At 64.7% G+C, this 17259-nt stretch carries 14 protein-coding genes and 1 pseudogene; 7 read left to right on the top strand and 8 right to left on the bottom strand.

The genetic code is table 11. The annotated features are described in order from the left end of the window. Positions 1 to 477: 477 nt before the first annotated feature. From NK8_RS32460 to NK8_RS32485, 6 genes and pseudogenes are all read right to left on the bottom strand, one after another. Positions 478 to 1305: an ABC transporter substrate-binding protein gene (locus NK8_RS32460; RefSeq protein WP_213232367.1), complete on the bottom strand. Its 828-nt coding sequence runs from the start codon at positions 1303 to 1305 to the stop codon at positions 478 to 480. Further along, complete coding sequence (locus NK8_RS32465; RefSeq protein WP_213233283.1) at positions 1298 to 2065, bottom strand: ABC transporter permease; 768 nt, start codon at positions 2063 to 2065, stop codon at positions 1298 to 1300. Before NK8_RS32465 ends, NK8_RS32460 begins: the two co-directional genes overlap by 8 nt. Before the next feature lie 87 nt (positions 2066 to 2152). Continuing rightward, complete coding sequence (locus NK8_RS32470; protein ID WP_213232369.1) at positions 2153 to 2992, bottom strand: ABC transporter ATP-binding protein; 840 nt, start codon at positions 2990 to 2992, stop codon at positions 2153 to 2155. Further along, positions 2989 to 4047, bottom strand: coding sequence for an ABC transporter substrate-binding protein (locus NK8_RS32475; protein WP_213232370.1), 1059 nt, complete (start codon positions 4045 to 4047; stop codon positions 2989 to 2991). Before NK8_RS32475 ends, NK8_RS32470 begins: the two co-directional genes overlap by 4 nt. A gap of 173 nt (positions 4048 to 4220) precedes the next feature. Then, positions 4221 to 4925 (bottom strand): annotated as a pseudogene (locus NK8_RS32480) (GNAT family N-acetyltransferase); the annotation flags it as partial. 732 nt (positions 4926 to 5657) lie between these two features. Continuing rightward, complete coding sequence (locus NK8_RS32485; protein ID WP_213232374.1) at positions 5658 to 6878, bottom strand: glycosyltransferase family 4 protein; 1221 nt, start codon at positions 6876 to 6878, stop codon at positions 5658 to 5660. Between the two features lie 449 nt (positions 6879 to 7327). Here NK8_RS32485 and NK8_RS32490 point away from each other — a divergent pair, with 449 nt between their 5' ends. After that, complete coding sequence (locus NK8_RS32490; protein WP_162070445.1) at positions 7328 to 8167, top strand: alpha/beta hydrolase; 840 nt, start codon at positions 7328 to 7330, stop codon at positions 8165 to 8167. Between the two features lie 66 nt (positions 8168 to 8233). Beyond that, positions 8234 to 8749, top strand: a complete 516-nt coding sequence (locus NK8_RS32495; protein WP_213232376.1) for a GNAT family N-acetyltransferase — start codon at positions 8234 to 8236, stop codon at positions 8747 to 8749. Here NK8_RS32495 and NK8_RS32500 read toward each other — a convergent pair whose 3' ends face one another. Continuing rightward, positions 8750 to 9421, bottom strand: coding sequence for an oxidoreductase (locus NK8_RS32500; RefSeq protein ID WP_213232378.1), 672 nt, complete (start codon positions 9419 to 9421; stop codon positions 8750 to 8752). Between the two features lie 323 nt (positions 9422 to 9744). Here NK8_RS32500 and NK8_RS32505 point away from each other — a divergent pair, with 323 nt between their 5' ends. Both NK8_RS32505 and NK8_RS32510 read left to right on the top strand, forming a co-directional pair. After that, positions 9745 to 10050, top strand: coding sequence for a DUF485 domain-containing protein (locus NK8_RS32505; RefSeq protein ID WP_213232380.1), 306 nt, complete (start codon positions 9745 to 9747; stop codon positions 10048 to 10050). Beyond that, positions 10047 to 11720, top strand: coding sequence for a cation acetate symporter (locus NK8_RS32510; RefSeq protein ID WP_213232382.1), 1674 nt, complete (start codon positions 10047 to 10049; stop codon positions 11718 to 11720). The genes NK8_RS32505 and NK8_RS32510 overlap by 4 nt, the downstream gene beginning before the upstream one ends. 13 nt (positions 11721 to 11733) lie before the next feature. On the opposite strand, the gene NK8_RS32515 is transcribed toward NK8_RS32510, so the two are convergent. Continuing rightward, entirely contained in the window at positions 11734 to 12570 is an 837-nt protein-coding gene (locus NK8_RS32515; RefSeq protein WP_213232384.1) for an FkbM family methyltransferase, read from the bottom strand. A 323-nt stretch (positions 12571 to 12893) separates the two neighbouring features. Here NK8_RS32515 and NK8_RS32520 point away from each other — a divergent pair, with 323 nt between their 5' ends. The 3 genes from NK8_RS32520 to tssA are packed head-to-tail and all read left to right on the top strand — an operon-like array spanning position 12894 to position 17253. Beyond that, positions 12894 to 14897, top strand: a complete 2004-nt coding sequence (locus NK8_RS32520) for an ATP-binding protein (protein WP_213232386.1) — start codon at positions 12894 to 12896, stop codon at positions 14895 to 14897. Then, entirely contained in the window at positions 14894 to 15628 is a 735-nt protein-coding gene (locus NK8_RS32525) for a response regulator transcription factor (RefSeq protein WP_213232388.1), read from the top strand. Before NK8_RS32520 ends, NK8_RS32525 begins: the two co-directional genes overlap by 4 nt. 38 nt (positions 15629 to 15666) lie before the next feature. Then, positions 15667 to 17253 carry a type VI secretion system protein TssA gene (tssA, locus tag NK8_RS32530; protein WP_213232390.1) on the top strand — a complete coding sequence of 529 codons (1587 nt, stop codon included), beginning with the start codon at positions 15667 to 15669 and terminating at the stop codon, positions 17251 to 17253. Positions 17254 to 17259 lie beyond the last annotated feature (6 nt).

The raw sequence follows: 17259 nt of genomic DNA on the forward strand, positions 1-17259 counted from the left end.
AGTGCCCTCAAAGGCCAGACCGGGCGTGGACCGCGCACGGTCTGCCACATCGCGCTGCATGCGTAGCTGGTTCAGCACGACATGGCTCCGGCCCGCTGCGCGGCCGACCGGTCCATCGGGTTTGCGTGTGCTTCCGCGTTTCGTTTTTCGCGTCGGTTTCCCTTGCATACCCATCGGCAGCGCGCAGCGCTGTGCCGAAGCTATTTCGTGCTGAACCAGCGCGCTTAAACGACTAGCTTGTCAGACCGTGCGCGGTCCAAGCCCGGTTAGACCTACGAGGGCACTCGCTACAGACGCCACGATCGACGAGAAGAACACCCAAATTGCGTATGACCGCGGGCGTCTCGAGCTGCTTTCTTTGGTTACTTTCTTTGCAGCAGCAAAGAAAGTGACTGCCGCCCCGCACAGGGGCAACGCTAATGGACCGACACGAATACGGGATCCAGCGACAAACCCAAACCTAGTTCCCAACCCTTCCTAATGACAATACAAGTCGTTCTGCGCGTTGAACATATCGAAGGCAAGCTGCGTCGCCTGATCCTCGCGCACGGTTGCGAGCCAGCGTTGCCGCCGCCAGTCGTTCACTGCTCGCTCGATGAACGCCACGCTGGCGACATCACCGCCGCGCGTCGCGATGACTGTGCGCGCAGGCGCGAGCGTGCCCGGCAGCCCGCGGTAATAGGCCCAGTCCGGCTGTCTGAGCAGCTTGCGGATCACGTACTCATCATCGACCAGCGCGGCGCATTCGCCCGCCTGAAAGGCAAGCAGCGCATCCAGCGGACGGTCGTAATCCTGCACATTGGCGTGCGCGCGTCGCGCCGCATCGTCCGCGAATGGATTGCCACGCGACGCGCAGATCGAACGGCCCGCCAGATCGCTCCACGCGCGCACCGCGCCATGCCGAAGCACGAGCGCCATGCCACGCCCGGTGGTGTAGGCGGTCGGCGCGAAGGCAAGCGACGTGTCCGCGCCGAACGCAAGCCCCGCGATGGCGACATCCGCCCTGCCCGATCGCACCGCGTCGCGCGCGTCGTCGGAACCGGCGAGCACCAGCGTGACAGGCAGCCCCGCACGCCGTCCGAGTTCGTCGGCGAGCGCGGCCGCGAAGCCATCCGGCGCGCGCGCGAAATGATCGACACGGCCGACGTTCAGCGTCGGCGCGGGACGCGATGGCACCGCGACGATCAGCGTGCCGCGCGCGCTCGCGGCGGCGAACGGTTGCACATCGCCGAAACCCTTGCGCCATGGAATGAACGAAAGCGCAACGACCACCAGTACGCCCGCTGCAAGCGCGCTCCTAGCCATTCTGCGCGAGCCCCACGCGCCAGCGCAGAAGACGCCGTTCGAGCAGCGAAAGACTCTTGTTGATCAGCAAGCCGAAGAGCGCAAGAAGCACGATGCCCGCATACATATCGGGAATCTGAAACGTTTCCTGCGAATTGAGCGTGTAGAACCCAAGCCCCGAACGCGCGCCGATCATCTCCGCCGCGACCAGCGCCGTGATGCTATACGCGCCCGCGAGCCGGATGCCGGTCAGTATCTCGGGCAGCGCTGCGGGCAACACGACCTTCACGAAGATGAAGCCTTGCGATGCACCCATCGAACGCGCCGAATCGATGAACACGCGCTCGACCTGTTTCACGCCCGAGATCGTGTTGAGCAGCACCGGCCAGAACGCGGCCCACACGATGATGGCGATCTTCGACGACTCGCCGATCCCGAGAAACAGCATGAACACCGGAAACAGCGCAAACGCGGAGACCTGCCGCAGCAACTGATACAGCGGATCGACGATGCGCTCGGCGCGCCGGAACCAGCCGAGCGCGAAGCCACCGGCGACGCCGCCCGCCACTGCCAGCAACAGGCCGCTGATCGAGCGCAGCGCGCTCGCGCCGAGATGCTTCCACACCTCGCCGCTGTCGAACAGATGCGCGATGGCCACAGCCACCTGCGACGGCGGACTCAGATACGCCGTGCTCACGATGCCAAGCCGCGGCAGCAGTTCCCACAACAAGGCGAACGCGACGAGCGCGATCGAACGCTCGATGGCGCCCGACAGGCGCATGCCGCGCCTGCGTCCGATGTTTGCTGCGTCACGCTTCCTCGCCCCGGCGAGCAGCGGAAAACTGCGCACGGTTTCTTGCTCTGCCATTCACGCTCCCGTCAATGATTCGGCGATCCGCTCGCCCGGCGCGGTCTGTGCGCCGCCGAGTTCGGAACTGAGGCTCGCCCACGCGCGCTGCCGCAACGCGACGAACGCCGCGTCATGACGTATCGACGCCGGACGCGGACGCGGCAGGTCGATGTCGATGATCTCCTTCACACGCCCCGGCCTGCGCCCCACGACAGCGACGCGATCGGCCAGATAGATCGCCTCGTCGATGCTGTGCGTGACGAACACGACCGTCTTGGCGCTCTGCTCCCAGATGCCGAGCAACTCCTGCTGCAGGGACTCGCGCGTCTGGGCATCGAGTGCGCCGAAGGGTTCGTCCATCAGCAGGATCTCGGGACCGTAGGCGAGCGCGCGCGCGATCGCCACGCGCTGGCGCATGCCGCCCGACAGTTGATGCGGGTAGTGATCCGCGAAATCGAGCAGACCGACGAGGCGCAGAAAGCGCTCGGCCTCGCTGCGTCGTTGCGCGCGTTTCACGCCGCGAATCTCCAGCCCCGTCTCGACGTTCCTGCACACCGTGCGCCACGGAAACAGCGCATAGCCCTGAAACACGAAGCCGAGCTTGCGGCGCGCAGCGCTTACGGATTCGCCATCCACCGTGAGCGAGCCGGACGTCGGCGGCGTGAGGCCCGCGAGCAGGTTGAGGAAGGTCGACTTGCCGCATCCGCTCGGTCCGAGCACCGCGAGAAATTCGCCCTCGCGCACGCTCAGATCGAAGCCGTCGAGCACGGTCTGGCTCGTATCCGTGGCCTCGTTGACATAGGTGAGCGACAAGTCTCGCGCGACGATCTTGTCGCGTGCCGCGAACGCGCCGCTCATGAGGGCTGTCCGTTCGCGCGCGGCGTCGCGCTCGCCTGCGACTGCTTCGCGAGCGGGTTATATTCGTTGGTGTAGACGTCCTTGACCTGCACCTTGCCCTTCGGGATCTTGCCGGCCTGTTCGAGGATGTCGATGTAGTACTGGATCGGCGGCTCCGTCACGACGAGATCCTTCACATAGGCATAACGCTCGACCAGCTTCACGTCGATGCCGAGCCGCTCCGCCGTGAGCTGGCGCGCTTCGTCGGGATGCGCGTTGACCCAGTTGCCCGCTCGCGCGATGGCCGTAACGAAGTCCTTCACCGCCTGCGGATGGGCGCGCGCGAACGCACCGTTCACGCTGTAGGGCGCCATGCCGCCGAGCCCGTGATCCTCGTCCCAGTCGCTCCAGAGCTTGTGCAGTTGCGCATCGGCTTCGGCTGCGCCGGAGAACGGCGGATGAATGATGGCGATATCGACGTTCTTGGTGACGAGCGCCTGCTGCGACTGGTTATCCGGCACGACGAGCCAGTTGACCTTCGACACGTCCACGCCGTGCTGCGACAGATACTTCTTCGTCACGAACTCCGCGCACGCGCCGAAGCTGTTGAAGGCGACGGTCTTGCCTTCGAAATCCTTCGGCGAGCGGATGTCGGAATCCTTGCGCGTGAAGTACTTCATATGCGGCGCATCGGGCAAGGTTTCGCCGCCTGCGGAGACCACCTTGATATCCGCACCGCTTGCGATCGCAGAGATGACGAGCGGCACCATGCGCGTGCCGAAATCGATCTCGCCCGTGCCGACGAGCGGAATGATCTGCGGCGCGGCGATCTTGCCGACATATTTCGGCCGCGTGCTCGTGCCTTCGAAATAGCCGAGCTTGTCGGCAAGATAGACGAGATCGAAGGAGGGGTTGTCGGGATACTTGAAGTAGGTCACTTCCTGACGCGCCGTCTGCGTGACCTTGGCCAAGGATGCTTGCGCCTGTTCGTCCTGAGGTTTGCAGCCGCCAAAGAGAACGAGCGTGGCCGCCGCGCAGACGGCATGCAGCCGGTACTTCGAAAGAGACGCCTTCATAGGATCGGTGAGGAGCAGGAGAGGAAAAAGTTGCGACGCCGCGCGACCGGCAGCGCCGTGCTCTCTCATTCTCACGCGAGCCGTGAGACGATCAAACGAAGCAAATCTGATTAGCTGACGCAGTCAAATCTGCAATGCATTTCACGGAAACCGCGTTCGATTCAGTCGCGATCCGCGTCGCGCAGTTGCGCGAGCGATGCGCGCTGGGTGCCGTTCGCGTCGAAGTTGTCGTCGGCGAGCCAGCGTTCGAAGGCGCGCCGGATGCGCGGCCAGTCGCGATCGATGATCGCGTACCAGGCCGTATCGCGATTGCGGCCCTTGTAGACGATCGCCTGCCGGAAGATGCCTTCGAACTCGAAGCCGAGCCGCAGCGCGGTCTTGCGTGACGGCGCGTTCAGGCTGTCGCATTTCCATTCATAGCGCCGATAGCCAAGGTCATCGAAGACATGGCGCATCAACAGATATTGCGCTTCCGTGGATATGCGCGTCTGTTTGAGCAAGGGCGAGAACGTGACGCTGCCCATTTCGATGACGCCATGCACCGGCTCGATCCGCATCAGCGCGAGCGTGCCGACTGCCTTGCCGCTCGCGGAATCGATGACGGTGTAGTGGAGCGGATCCGTGGATGCCGCGGCTTTCGTCAGATAGTCGCGGAAGGCGTCGAATTCCGTGAATGGGCCGACGAAGAGGTAGGTCCAGTCGCTGCCGTCGGGCGCGTGGCTGTAGGCGTCGAAGAGATCGGCCGCGTGGCGCGTTACGTCGAGCGGCTCGATGCGGCAATGCTTCCCGTCGATGGTGATGCGCGCGGGGCGTGCGCGCGGGGTCCAGTTGATCACCGGATCGCCGATGGGTTGGTGGTATTCGTTGGTTCTTGTCATGTGTGAGGGGCTCCAAGGGGGATTTATAGCGCGCGAGCTAGAACATGTTATGCACTTTTGCCAAAGGATGTGAAGGTTCTTGGTCAAAGCGTTTGACACGCTCGTGGGCTTCCGCCGGATCCCGTATTCGTGTCGGTCTATTGGCGTTGCCCCTGTGCGGGGCGGCAGTCACTTTCTTTGCTGCTGCAAAGAAAGTAACCAAAGAAAGCAGCTCGAGACGCCCGCGGTCATACGCAATTTGGGTGTTCTTCTCGTCGATCGTGGCGTCTGTAGCGAGTGCCCTCGTAGGCCTAACCGGGCTTGGACCGCGCACGGTCTGCCACATCGCGCCGCGTAAGCGGCTGGTTCAGCACGAAATGGCTCCGGCCCGCTGCGCGGCCGATGGGTTCATCGGGGATGCATGTGCTTCCTTATCAAGGTATCCATACCAATGGTTTCCCTTGCACACCCGACGGCAGCGCGTAGCGCTGTGCCGGAACTCTTTCGTGCTGAACCAGTGCCCTTGGGGTTCTAGCTTGTCAGACCGTGCGCGGTCCACGCCCGGTTAGGCCTACGAGGGCACTCGCTACTGAGCCCACGAACAATGAGAATAGTGGCCAAATTGCGTGTGACCGCGGGCGTCTCGAGCTGCTTTCTTTGGTTACTTTCTTTGCAGCAGCAAAGAAAGTGACTGCCGCCCCGCACAGGGGCAACGCCAATAAACCAACACGGTAACGGGATCCGGCGAAAGCCCTAACACACAGCTCGCTCCACCGCATGATCCCCCAACACACTCTCATACAACTCGAGATAAGCCGCAACCATCGCATCGCGATCGAAACGCCCTGCATACTCGCGCAGACGTTCATGCACGCCTGGATCTTCGAGCAGCGCCACCGCCTCGCGCAGCTTCGCGATGATCGTCGCGGGCCGCGCCATCTGGAACACGAGATTGGTGCGCGGCTCGACGACTTCGGGAATGCCCCCCGTGTCCGCAGCCACGACCGGCAAGCCGTGCGAATACGCTTCCATGGTCACGCGCCCGAACGGTTCATTCCATATCGACGGCACCACGAGAATATCGATGGTCCCGAAAAATTCGCCTGACTTGACGTGCCCGAGATACTCGATGCGCGGATCGTCGTACTTCGCCTTGAGCGAACGCAGGTAATCCGCATCGCCCGCGCCGCCGACAGCGAGCGTCCACTGCAGCGTATCGTCCGCGCGCAATTGTTCGAGCAGCACTTCGAGCCCTTTCTCCGGCGACACACGCCCAAGCACGCCGAGCCGCACCGGGCCGCCCGTATAGCGCCGGGTGCGCGGCGGCGGAGCCGGGCCGTCGAATGGCTCGACGCAATTGTGGATGACCGTCGTGCGCGCGGCACGCGAAAAATAGCCGCTCTCGAGATGCTTCTGCAGCACGAAGCGGCTGACGCCCACGGCCACCGCAACCCGTGATGACGCCGCCCGCTTCGGTTCCGCATACAGCGAGCAGACGCCGCACTGGCGCATGCACGGCTTGCCACGCGAATACATGATCGCGGTCGGGCACATCAGGTAGTAATCGCGCGCGGTGTGCACGATCGGCACGCCGGCGTTCTTCGCGAGACGCCAGATATCGATGGACAAACACGACAGATTGCTGGTGCTGATCACGTCCGGCTTTTCGCGGGCGATGATGCTCGACAGCTTGCGCGACATCATCACGTTATGCACATCGATGGCATGCCAGATGAGTTTGGCAACGCGCCCGTGCTTCTCCCGCTGATGCGGCCAGTAGAGATTCATCGAACGCAGCCGATACACCTTCACGCCGTTCACGTGGTCCACATGGTCGACACCGGTCCCGGTCGCGCAGACCACGCAAACTTCCACGCCTGCCTTGACCAGACCTTCCGCGAGCAGTCGCGTCGAAACCTCGGCTCCTCCCGGCTCATCCGGAAAGTAAAGTGTGTTGGCTATGAGTATTTTCACGAAATCCCCGTGCGATGCAGTGCCCCTGGTATTGCCTCCAAAGTGGCGCGACCAAGGCGTCAGAGCACACGATGCATGGATGGCTCATTAGTCTAGGACGCGACAAATCCCTTGGGAAGCGGGTCGGAAAATGCATTGGTCATACTTAATACGACGCGTTGAAAATCAGCGTATCGCCTTTTGCCGCCCCGAATGGAGTCCAGCGAATGAATGTTTCAAGAATACTGTTTCAAAGCGAAACATTGCTTGCCTGACCTGAAGCGCGTGCTCTCGCGCAAAGCTTCGCACGAGAACGAAATTACCGCACGAAGGAACCGCTCAATACGATGGCTTCCGCACGGACGCGCGCTTTCAGGCATCGTCTAATGATAAAGCTGCGAAAGAGCCGGCCGACGGCCCGCCATCGTCGCAATCTCATCGCGCGACCGTGCGCCATTCCCCGATATCCTATGCGCGCACTGGCAAGACGAGGTTTCATTTCCCTGACACTGGCGGCGTGCGTGGCCGGCGTGTTCACGTCTCGCGCGCGCGAGAACGATGAGGAACGGGCCGACGGCGTCGCGTATGGCGAGGCGCCCCGTCAGCGGCTCGATGTCTACGCGCCCGAGTCGCGCACCGGCGCGGATCGGCCTGTCGTCGTGTATTTTTATGGCGGGGGCTGGCAAAGCGGTCATCGCTCGGATGCCCGTGGCGTCGCGCAGGCGCTGGCCGCCCACGGAATCCTGACCATCACGCCGGATTACCGCATCTATCCCGATGCCGTGTTCCCCGGCTTTCTCGACGACCCCGCCGCCGCCGTGCGCTGGGCGCGCGATCACGCGCGCGAATTCGGCGGCGATCCCAAGCGCATTTTCGTGATGGGCCATTCATCGGGCGCGCACATCGCCGCGATGCTCGCAACGGATCCGCGTTACCTGGCCGCGCAGGGCATGGCGAAGAGCTCGCTCGCGGGCATGATCGGACTGGCGGGACCCTACGCCGCGATCCCGACGAGCGATCCGCACATGGACGTGATCTTTCCGGCCGCATTGCGTCAGCAGGCTCTGCCCATCCAGTTCCTTTCGGGTAACGAACCGCCGATGCTGCTCGCCGCCGGCACCGCGGACACCGATGTCGATCCGCGCAACAGCGACCGCTTCGCCGCGGCGTTACGAGCGCATCACGATGTCGTCGAACTGAAGCGTTATGCGGGCTTCGGACACGACACGATCGTCAAGTCGCTTGCAGCGACGCAGGGCACGCCTTCACCTGTTCTCGCCGATGTCACCGCCTTCATCGCCGCGCATTGAACACGCGGTACGCGCTCATATAATGGAAGGCCGCTCTACATCGTTATTCGGAACGTCCGCATTCTCATGTTCGTGCGTGCATTGACTCCCGCCGACGCCGAGTCTTTTCAATCGCTACGGCTTTCCGCGCTTCAGTTGTCGCCTTCGTCGTTCGCCTCGACTTACGACGACGAAAAGAACCGTTCCCTCGATGAAATCGCCGCGCGCCTGATCCTCACGGAGAAACAGGCCGTCTTCGGTGCATTCGACGAAGAACACCTGGTCGGCATCGCGGGCGTGCGCTGCAACGTCTTCCGTGCACACGAGCATCAGGCGCATCTCTGGGGCGTGTACGTCGCGCCGGGCTGCCGGGGAGCGGGCGTGAGCAGAAGACTGCTGGCCGAAGCGATCGGCTTCGCGCACGAAATGGCGGGGGTCACGCAATTGCACCTGACCGTGGCGTCGGACAACGCCGTCGCCATTCAGCTCTACCAGTCGCTTGGCTTCGATACGCTCACATGCGAGCCCGATTCGATCTTCTCTGACTGCGCACGCGACGACGATGTCCTCATGTGCCTGCGCCTCACGAGCGAAGCTGACTGACTACGCGGTCTGCTCGCCGAGCACGATCTTGTGAATATTGGCCGCATAAACCCATTCGCGCGCCTGGCGCTCGATCAGATCCATGAAGGCGGGCGGCCCGCTGCAATAAATCTGCGTGCTCGCGTGACTCGGGCTCAGCGCGTGCGCGCTCGTCTGCGCGAACAGATCGTGCGACAGGTCGAAATAGTGATGCACCTTGCCGTGATCGCGCAACGCGTCGATTTCATCGCGGAGCACGGCGCGATCCGCCGATCGCGCGAAGTTGTGCAACTCGAACCTCTGCCCCGCCGACGCCAGCCGCTTCGCGATGCCCACGATCGACGCAGCGCCGATCCCGCCCGCAAAGAGAATGGATCGCGCGCGATCGTCGAGAATCGTCGGCGCGTTTTTCGGGCTGCCGGCGAATACTTCGTCCCGCTCGTTCAGCGGAAATCCGGCAGGCCGCGTGTCCTGTCTTGCGCCGACCACGTATCCATCGGCATAGGGTGACGCGGAGATCAGCGGATACGTCCTGCTCCGGTCGCCCGCGCTGTCGAGCGCGAGCGTGACGCACGCGCCTTCGTCGAACGGCGGCAGCGACGATCTTGACCGCGTGCGGATTTCGATCGCTTGGTATCCCTCTGCAATTTGCCATCTCCGGCCCACGATGACGGGAATCAGGTTGTCGCGCATGTCTCCTCCGGTATGAAAAACGGCTCTCGTCGAGCGTAGGGCGGACCGGATGCGCGATCAAGGCACGCGAGCGCATGCCAGTCATATCGTCACGGCGATACTCAGTGGCCGCTGTACGAACCGATGACGTGCGTCGAAAGCGCCTTGTTTGGCGTCCGCTTAAAAATATAACGCTCGAAACCCTGCGATTTGCTGACGAAATCCTCTCAGAGTCATCTCAAAATAAACAAACCGCCCGGTCGGTTTATTAATAGAATGGCTGCTCGTTGCAAGACCAACGCCCCGAGCGCTGGCAAAAACATATCCCTTCCGGAGACACAGGCATGGACGAGCAGCAGTTGGAGACGCTTCGCCTCCACCCCGACTTCAGACGCCTGGTCGCGACCAAGACGCGACTCGCCTGGACCCTCACCGCCGTCATGCTGACGGCCTACTTCAGCTTCGTACTGCTGCTCGCGTTTTCTCCGTCGACGCTCGGCCTGCGCATCGGCGCGGGCACCGTGACGCTCGGCATTCCGGTGGCGATCGCGTTCATCCTGCTCGCCTTCACGCTGACTGCCGTCTACGTCATCAAGGCGAACGGTTCGATCGACGCGCTCAACGAAACCCTGAAGGAGCATCACGCATGAAGAAGCTTCTCCCGACGATTCCGCTCGCGCTCGCGACGCTCGTGCTTGCTTCGCAGTCCGTGATGGCCGCCGATGCCGTGACGGGTCCGGTGAGCGCGCGTCCGCTCAACTGGAGCGCGATCGCGATGTTCTTCGTGTTCGTTCTTCTGACGCTCGGCATCACGCGCTGGGCCGCGAAGCGCACGCGCTCGGCCTCCGATTTCTACGCGGCGGGCGGCGGCCTGACGGGCTTCCAGAATGGCCTCGCAATCGCTGGCGACATGGTCTCGGCGGCGTCCTTTCTCGGCATCTCCGCGATGATCTTCGACAAGGGCTACGACGGCATGATCTACGCGCTCGGCGTCGTGGCGGGCTGGCCGATCATCCTCTTTCTGATCGCGGAACGGCTGCGCAATCTCGGCAAATACACCTTCGCCGATGTCGTTTCATACCGGCTCGCGCAGCGCCCGGTGCGGATCGCCGCAGCGTGCGGCACGCTGACCGTGGCGATCCTGTATCTGGTCGCGCAGATGGTCGGTGCGGGCAAGCTGATCCAGTTGCTGTTCGGGACGAGCTATCTGTCGGCCGTCATGCTGGTGGGCTGTCTGATGGTGCTCTACGTGATGTTCGGCGGCATGCTCGCGACAACCTGGGTGCAGATCATCAAGGCCGCGCTGTTGCTGGGCGGCGCGACCTTCATGGCGTTCATGGTGCTCGCGTGGTTCGGCTTCGATATCGAAGCGCTCTTCTCGGGCGCGGTCAAGGCGCACGCGAAAGGCCAGTCGATCATGGCGCCGGGCGGGCTCGTCTCCGATCCGGTCGATGCGGTGTCGCTCGCCGTCGGCATGATGTTCGGCACGGCTGGGCTGCCGCACATCCTGATGCGCTTCTTCACCGTCGCCGACGCGAAAGAGGCCCGCAAGTCGGTGCTCTACGCGACGGGCTTCATCGGCTACTTCTATCTGCTGATCCTGTTGCTCGGTTTCGGCGCGATCGTGATCGTCGGCACCAACGGCGATTTCCACGATGCGGCCGGCAAGATCATCGGCGGCAGCAACATGGTGGCCGTGCATCTGGCGGGCGCGGTGGGCGGCAATCTGTTCCTCGGCTTCATCTCCGCGGTGGCGTTCGCGACGGTGCTCGCAGTGGTGTCCGGCCTCGCGCTCTCGGGCGCGTCCGCCGTCTCCCACGATCTGTACGCGAACGCATTGCGCAAGGGCGCGGTCACGGAAGCGCAGGAGATTCGCGTGTCGAAGATCGCCACGCTCGTCATCGGCGTGCTGGCGATTCTGCTCGGCATCATCTTCGAGCATCAGAACATCGCGTTCCTGTCGGGGCTCGTGCTGGCGATCGCCGCATCGGCCAACTTTCCGGTGCTGTTTCTTTCAATGTTCTGGAAGGGCCTCACGACGCGCGGCGCGGTGACGGGCATGCTCACCGGGCTGATTTCGGCGATCGCGCTGCTCGTGCTCGGCCCCGCCGTCTGGGTGCAGATCCTCAAGCACCCGCACGCGATCTTCCCGTACGCCAATCCCGCCCTCTTCTCGATGACGCTGGCATTCGCGAGCGCGTGGCTGTTCTCCGTGCTCGATTCATCGGCGCAAGGCAAGCGCGAACAGGAACGCTATGTCGACCAGTTCATCCGCTCGATGACGGGCATCGGCGCCGCCCGCGCGACCGACAAGCACTAAGTTCGGCGAGGCGCTAACGCGCCTCGTCTTGCTTGCGTGGCAGGACCGAATTGGAAATCGAGAATACGTTTTCGCCGTAGTAGACGAAGTCGCGTTCCATGTCGATATGCCACTTCAGGAAGTTGCGGCTGTTCGATTTCCCCGGCAGCAGCCAGTCGTGCAGCTCGATGATCACCAGCGGAAAGCTGTTCAACTGCTCGGAGTAGCGCGAAAAGAGATCGGATTCCGCGCCTTCGATGTCGATCTTCAGGATGAACGGCGTGCCGCTGGTTTTCGCGATCACTTCTTCCAGCGTCAGCGCGTCGACCTCGTAGGAGCGCTCGCTCGGTTGCTCCGCCGTGCGATAACCCCACGCGCCCTCTCCCGGATCGGTCAGAAACAGCTTTCCGCTGTGCGCCGCGATCGCCGCGTTGACCGGCACGATCGACGGAAACGACGCCGCGTTGCGGTTCAGCAGTTCGTAGTTCGATATGTCCGGCTCGACAGCCAGGATCTTCGCCCTGGGATAGGTCAGCGCGAACCAGACCGACGCCGCGCCGATATTGGCCCCGGCGTCGACGATGATCGGATCGGGATTCGACTCGTAGAAGTCGACGATATCCTGCGCGCGGCTGAGATGATCCGACGCGTAGCACCGTTGAAAGAAGATATCCCAGCACACGCGCCGGTCGGCCATCGCGGGACGATAGGTGAAGAGCTTGCCGCCAGGAAGGCGCAAGCCATGCGGACCGTATTTGACGGGCCCCCAGGCGTCGGTCGACGCATTGCCGGGGCGCAGCCATCGCAAGAGCACCGGGGGCACCATGTCCTTGACGGTGTGCTTGATCAAGTCGCGCGTAAAGTCTTGCATCCTTGCCTCCGAATGGATCTCGTTCGAGATTGCGTCATCGGTTCAAAGGGCCGCATTGCGTGTCCGACGCGGCCGGCGAATTTTTTTCGATCTTGAGGTTACGCGACCGTTCACTCCCAAAAGCGGCATTTTTTGCACGTGAATGTGCGATACCGCACAGCCGCGCCCAGATATCTGCGCTGGCCCAGCTCTGGGTTCTGTCCCCCGCAAGCGCCGTGCGCCGGTCCCTCGTTCAAGTTCTCCCGCGTCGTGCCGAAATAAGCACGGAAGGCGCGTCATTCGATGACGCCTCCGACGCTGTCAAACAGCTTCCCGGCCAGGCCATGTCACTTTCATCCCGTCAGCATTTTCTGGCGAACTTCCTTCGCGCAAGCGCCGCGCCCGCTTCGAACGTGACCGCGTCGAACCGGACGCGCACGCTCGCGGAAGCGCTCGCGCTCGGCATCCTCTGTTACCTGCTCGCGCGGCCGGTCGCGCATCTCGACAGCGCCGGCACGCTCGCGGCGATCGCGTGGCCCGCGCCCGCGGTCGTCATCGCGATTCTTTGGCCGATGCCGCCGCGACGCTGGCCGATCCATCTCCTCGCGATGTTCGTCGCAATCGCCGCAACGGGCGATTTCAGCAGCGCGTCATGGCGCAGCGACCTGGGCTTCTGCGTCCTGAACGTGCTCGAAGTCGCGCTGTGCGCGTGGCTCGGCCGGAGTTATGTCGACGCCGATGGTGCGATCGTCACGACCGCCACGCTGATGCGCTTCCTGCTGCTGCTCCCGCTCGCGGCCATCGGCGCAACCTCGATGCTCGGCGCGACGCTCGCGAGCGATCTGGGCCACGACGGCTGGTGGCGCGAATGGCGCACGCTGTTCGTCGGCAACGGCGTCGCGGTGCTGGTGCTGGTGCCGGCGGTGCTCGCCTGGCGCGCACGTCTCGCCACGGCCGCGACCAGCGCGAACAGCGCACGCAACGCCGAACCGCTGATCGCGCTCGCGTGCAGCCTCGCGGTGGTCGCGTTGCTGGTCGCCGCGGCGGCGTTGCAGGTGTCGGAACAGGTGCAACGCGCCGTCGTCTCGCTGTTGCTGGCGGGCATCGCCATTTACGGCGGACTGGCCGCAGCCGCGACGACCGTCGCGACCGCCGCGGTGTTCGGCGTCGGCCTGACGCTGATGCGGCTCGGGCCGTATCGCTACGAGAACGCCGAAAGCGCATGGCATCTGCAGATCGACATGGCCGGGCTCGCGATCCTCACGTTCTTCGTCGCGGTGGCCGTGCGCGAGCGCCGGCAACTCGCGCTTCGCCTGGAACGGGCGCGCCGGATGGAGTCGCTCGGGCTGCTCGCGGGCGGCGTCGCGCACGATTTCAAGAACATCCTCGCCGCCGTCGATGGCTACGCGGAAATCGCCCGCGACCGGCTCGCGGCCGATTCCGCCGCGCGCAAACCGCTTCGCGAAGTGCAGGCCGCATCGGCGCGCGGTTACGAACTCACCGAGGAAATCCTGCTGGCGGCGCGGCGCGGCGACCGCGTGCGCGAATCGCTCGACCTGATGTCGATCGTGCGCGAGAGCATCGCGCTCGCGCGGCCGCTGTGCCGCAACGGCGTCGTCATCGAATTCGAGCCGGCGGATGGCCGCCTGTTCGTCGCCGCGCACGGCAACCAGCTCGTGCGGGCCGTGCTGAATCTCGCGAGCAACGCCAGCCTCGCGGCGCGCTCGCGCGTGGTGCTGCGCGCCGGCAGCGCGCCGTCGATGACCGGACCGCTCGCCATAGGCGACGCGCCGCCCGGCGCCATCGCGTGGGTGGACGTCGAAGACGATGGCCCGGGCATTCCCGCCGAACATCTGCAACATCTGTTCGAGCCGTTCTTCTCCGTGCGGGCGAAGGGCGGCGGCTCGGGCCTCGGTCTCGCGATCGTCGCGGGCGTGGCCTGCGAACATCAGGGTGGCGTCGCGATCGAGACCGGGCCGGGCGGCACGCGCTTTCGTCTCGTGCTGCCGTTGCTGACGAAGGCGCCGGCGGCGGAGCAGCGCTTCGATCCTGCCGAACCGATCGGCCACGGCGAGCGCGTGATGCTGATCGACGCCGATCCCGAATCGCGCGAACGCTGCGAGGACTGGCTCGCGGAAATGGGCTTCGAGCCGCTCGGTTACGCCGACGCCGACGAAGCGCACGAAGCCGCGCACGCCGACGACGAACCCGCGCTCGTGCTCGCCGCCTCCAACAGCCTGCCTGCGAGCGATATCGCATTCGCCGCGCGCGTCGTCGTCCTGAACCGACCCATCGAGCGCGAGGCCCTCGCACGCGCCGCCGCAACCGCCCTGAAGGACCTGTCATGAGCTTGCAGCCGCAACACAGCATCCTCGTCGTCGACGACGATCATTCGATGCGTATCCTGCTGATCGAATATCTTTCCGGGCACGGCTACAAGGCCGACGGCGCGGCGACCGCTCAGGAGGCGCTCAGCGTGTTCGCCGCCAAACGCTACGACCTCGTGCTGCTCGATCTCGGCCTGCCCGACGGCGACGGCAGCGACCTCGCGCGCCGCTGGCGCGAACAGGCGCAGGTGCCGATCATGTACATCACGGGCCGCAACGACGAAGCCGATCTCGTGATGGGACTAGAACTCGGCGCGGACGACTACATCGTCAAGCCGTTTTCGCTGCGCGAAGTGCTGGCGCGCATGCGCGCGGTGATGCGTCGCGCGGGAGCGGCGTCGGCCGCGCCGCTCACGCGCGGCAAGCTGCCGAACGCGTATCGCTTCGCGGGCTGGACGCTGAACCTGAACACGCGCCGCCTGAGTTCCGCCGATCAGTCCGCGGTGCCGCTCACCAATTCGGAATTCAATCTGCTCGTCACCTTCCTGAGCGCGCCGGGGCGTATCATCACGCGCGAAAAGCTGCTCGAAAGCACGCGCGCTTTCGACGACATTTACGATCGCGCCATCGACGTGCAGATCCTGCGGCTGCGGCGCAAGATCGAGATCGACCCGAAAAAGCCGGCGCTGCTGCGCACCGAGCGCGGCGCGGGCTATATCTTCGACACCGACATCGAACATCTGTGGACCTGAGCGCGTCCCATCCCTCTCAACCGCATGCAAAGAACCCCGTGACCGATTTCAAGAGCCTTGGTACGCAACCCATCAGCGACGCGCGGCCTTGCGGCGTCGACGTGCGCGACGATCCCGACTTCGAGCTGCTGCAAAACGAAATCGCGAAGCTGACCAATCCGGCCGCGAGCGGTTCGCCGGACTGGGAACAGGTGGTGAAGCTGTCGTCCGCGCTGCTCGCCGGCAAGGGCAAGGACATTCTCGTCGCGAGCTATCTGACGGGCGCGCTCCTGATCACGCGCGGGCTCGCCGGTTTGAGCGACGGCGCGCAGGCGCTCGAAGGGCTGCTCGCGACGCATTGGGAAGGGCTTTATCCGCCGGTCGCGCGGCTGCGCGCGCGGCGCAACGCGATTCAATGGCTGATCGATCGCGTTCGCGCGCATGGCGACGAGCACGACTGGTCGAGCTGGCCGCCGCAGGATGCGGCGCTCGTCGAAGGCCTGCGCACGGCGCTGGCCGGGATCGATCGCGTGCTCGCGGAAAAGGACGACGAAGCGCCGTCGATGCAGCCGTTGCGCGCGCTGCTCGGCACGGTGCAGGTTGCCGAGCCGGAGCCGGAGCCGGTGGTTGTGGCTGTGCCCGAACCTGTCGTCGAGCCGGAGCCCGTCGCTGCGGCTCCCGTCGCCGCGCCCCGGCCCGCACCCGCACCAGTGGCCGCGCCTGCGATACAGTCCGATCCGCCCGCCCCCCTCGCCGTCGATTCATCCGATGGCGCCAGCCGCGCCACCGATGAAACGCTCGACCGGCTCGCCGCCATCGGCACCTGGTACGCGCAGAACGATCCATCGAGCGCGCTCGGCTTCCGGCTGCGCCGCATCGGCGTGTGGGCCGGCATCGAGCGCGCGCCGAACGCCCAAGGCTCGGACACGCAACTGCCCGGCCCGATTCCCCCATTACAGGATGCGTTGCGCAATCTGCAATCGCGCGCGGCGCATGGGGATATCGTCGGCTTTGCGGAAACGCAGGTGCTAACGTACCCGTTCTGGCTCGATCTGAACTACGCCGCCGCGACCGCGCTCGCCCAGCTCGGCGACGCGTGGAGTGCCGCGCGTCGTGAAGTCTGCGGCGAGACCGCGAAGTTCGTTGCGCGGATGGACGGCATCGAGCGGCTGAAATTCGCCAATGGCGTGCCGTTCGCGAACGCCGATACGGTGCAATGGCTGGGCTCGCTGGCGTCTTCGGGCGGCGATGCGGGCGCGGCCGCCGCGCCGGACCCGCTCCTCGCGGTGCTCTCGCGGGCGCGGGCGCTTGCCGCCGACAACGATCTGCGCGCCGCCGCGCAATGCCTGCAGGACGAGATCGACAAGACCGCCGCCGTCGGCACGCACCTGCGGCTGCGCACGGCGCTGTGCGATCTGCTGCTGGAGCATCGTCCGGGCGCGCGGCTCGATGCCTTCGCGCGCGCGCTGGTGGAGGAAGTCGACCGCTACGGCGTGACGTCGTGGGACCCGGAACTCACCGCCGACGCGCTGCGCGCCGCCTACGCGATCCTGAGCCGCAACGATCAGAACGAAGCGGAAACGGCGGCGCTGCTCGCGCGCATCGCGCCGCTGGACGTGGGGATCGCGGTGCGCTTGATTACGTGATGGGCC

This window comes from Caballeronia sp. NK8, assembly GCF_018408855.1.
Taxonomy (GTDB): Bacteria; Pseudomonadota; Gammaproteobacteria; order Burkholderiales; family Burkholderiaceae; genus Caballeronia.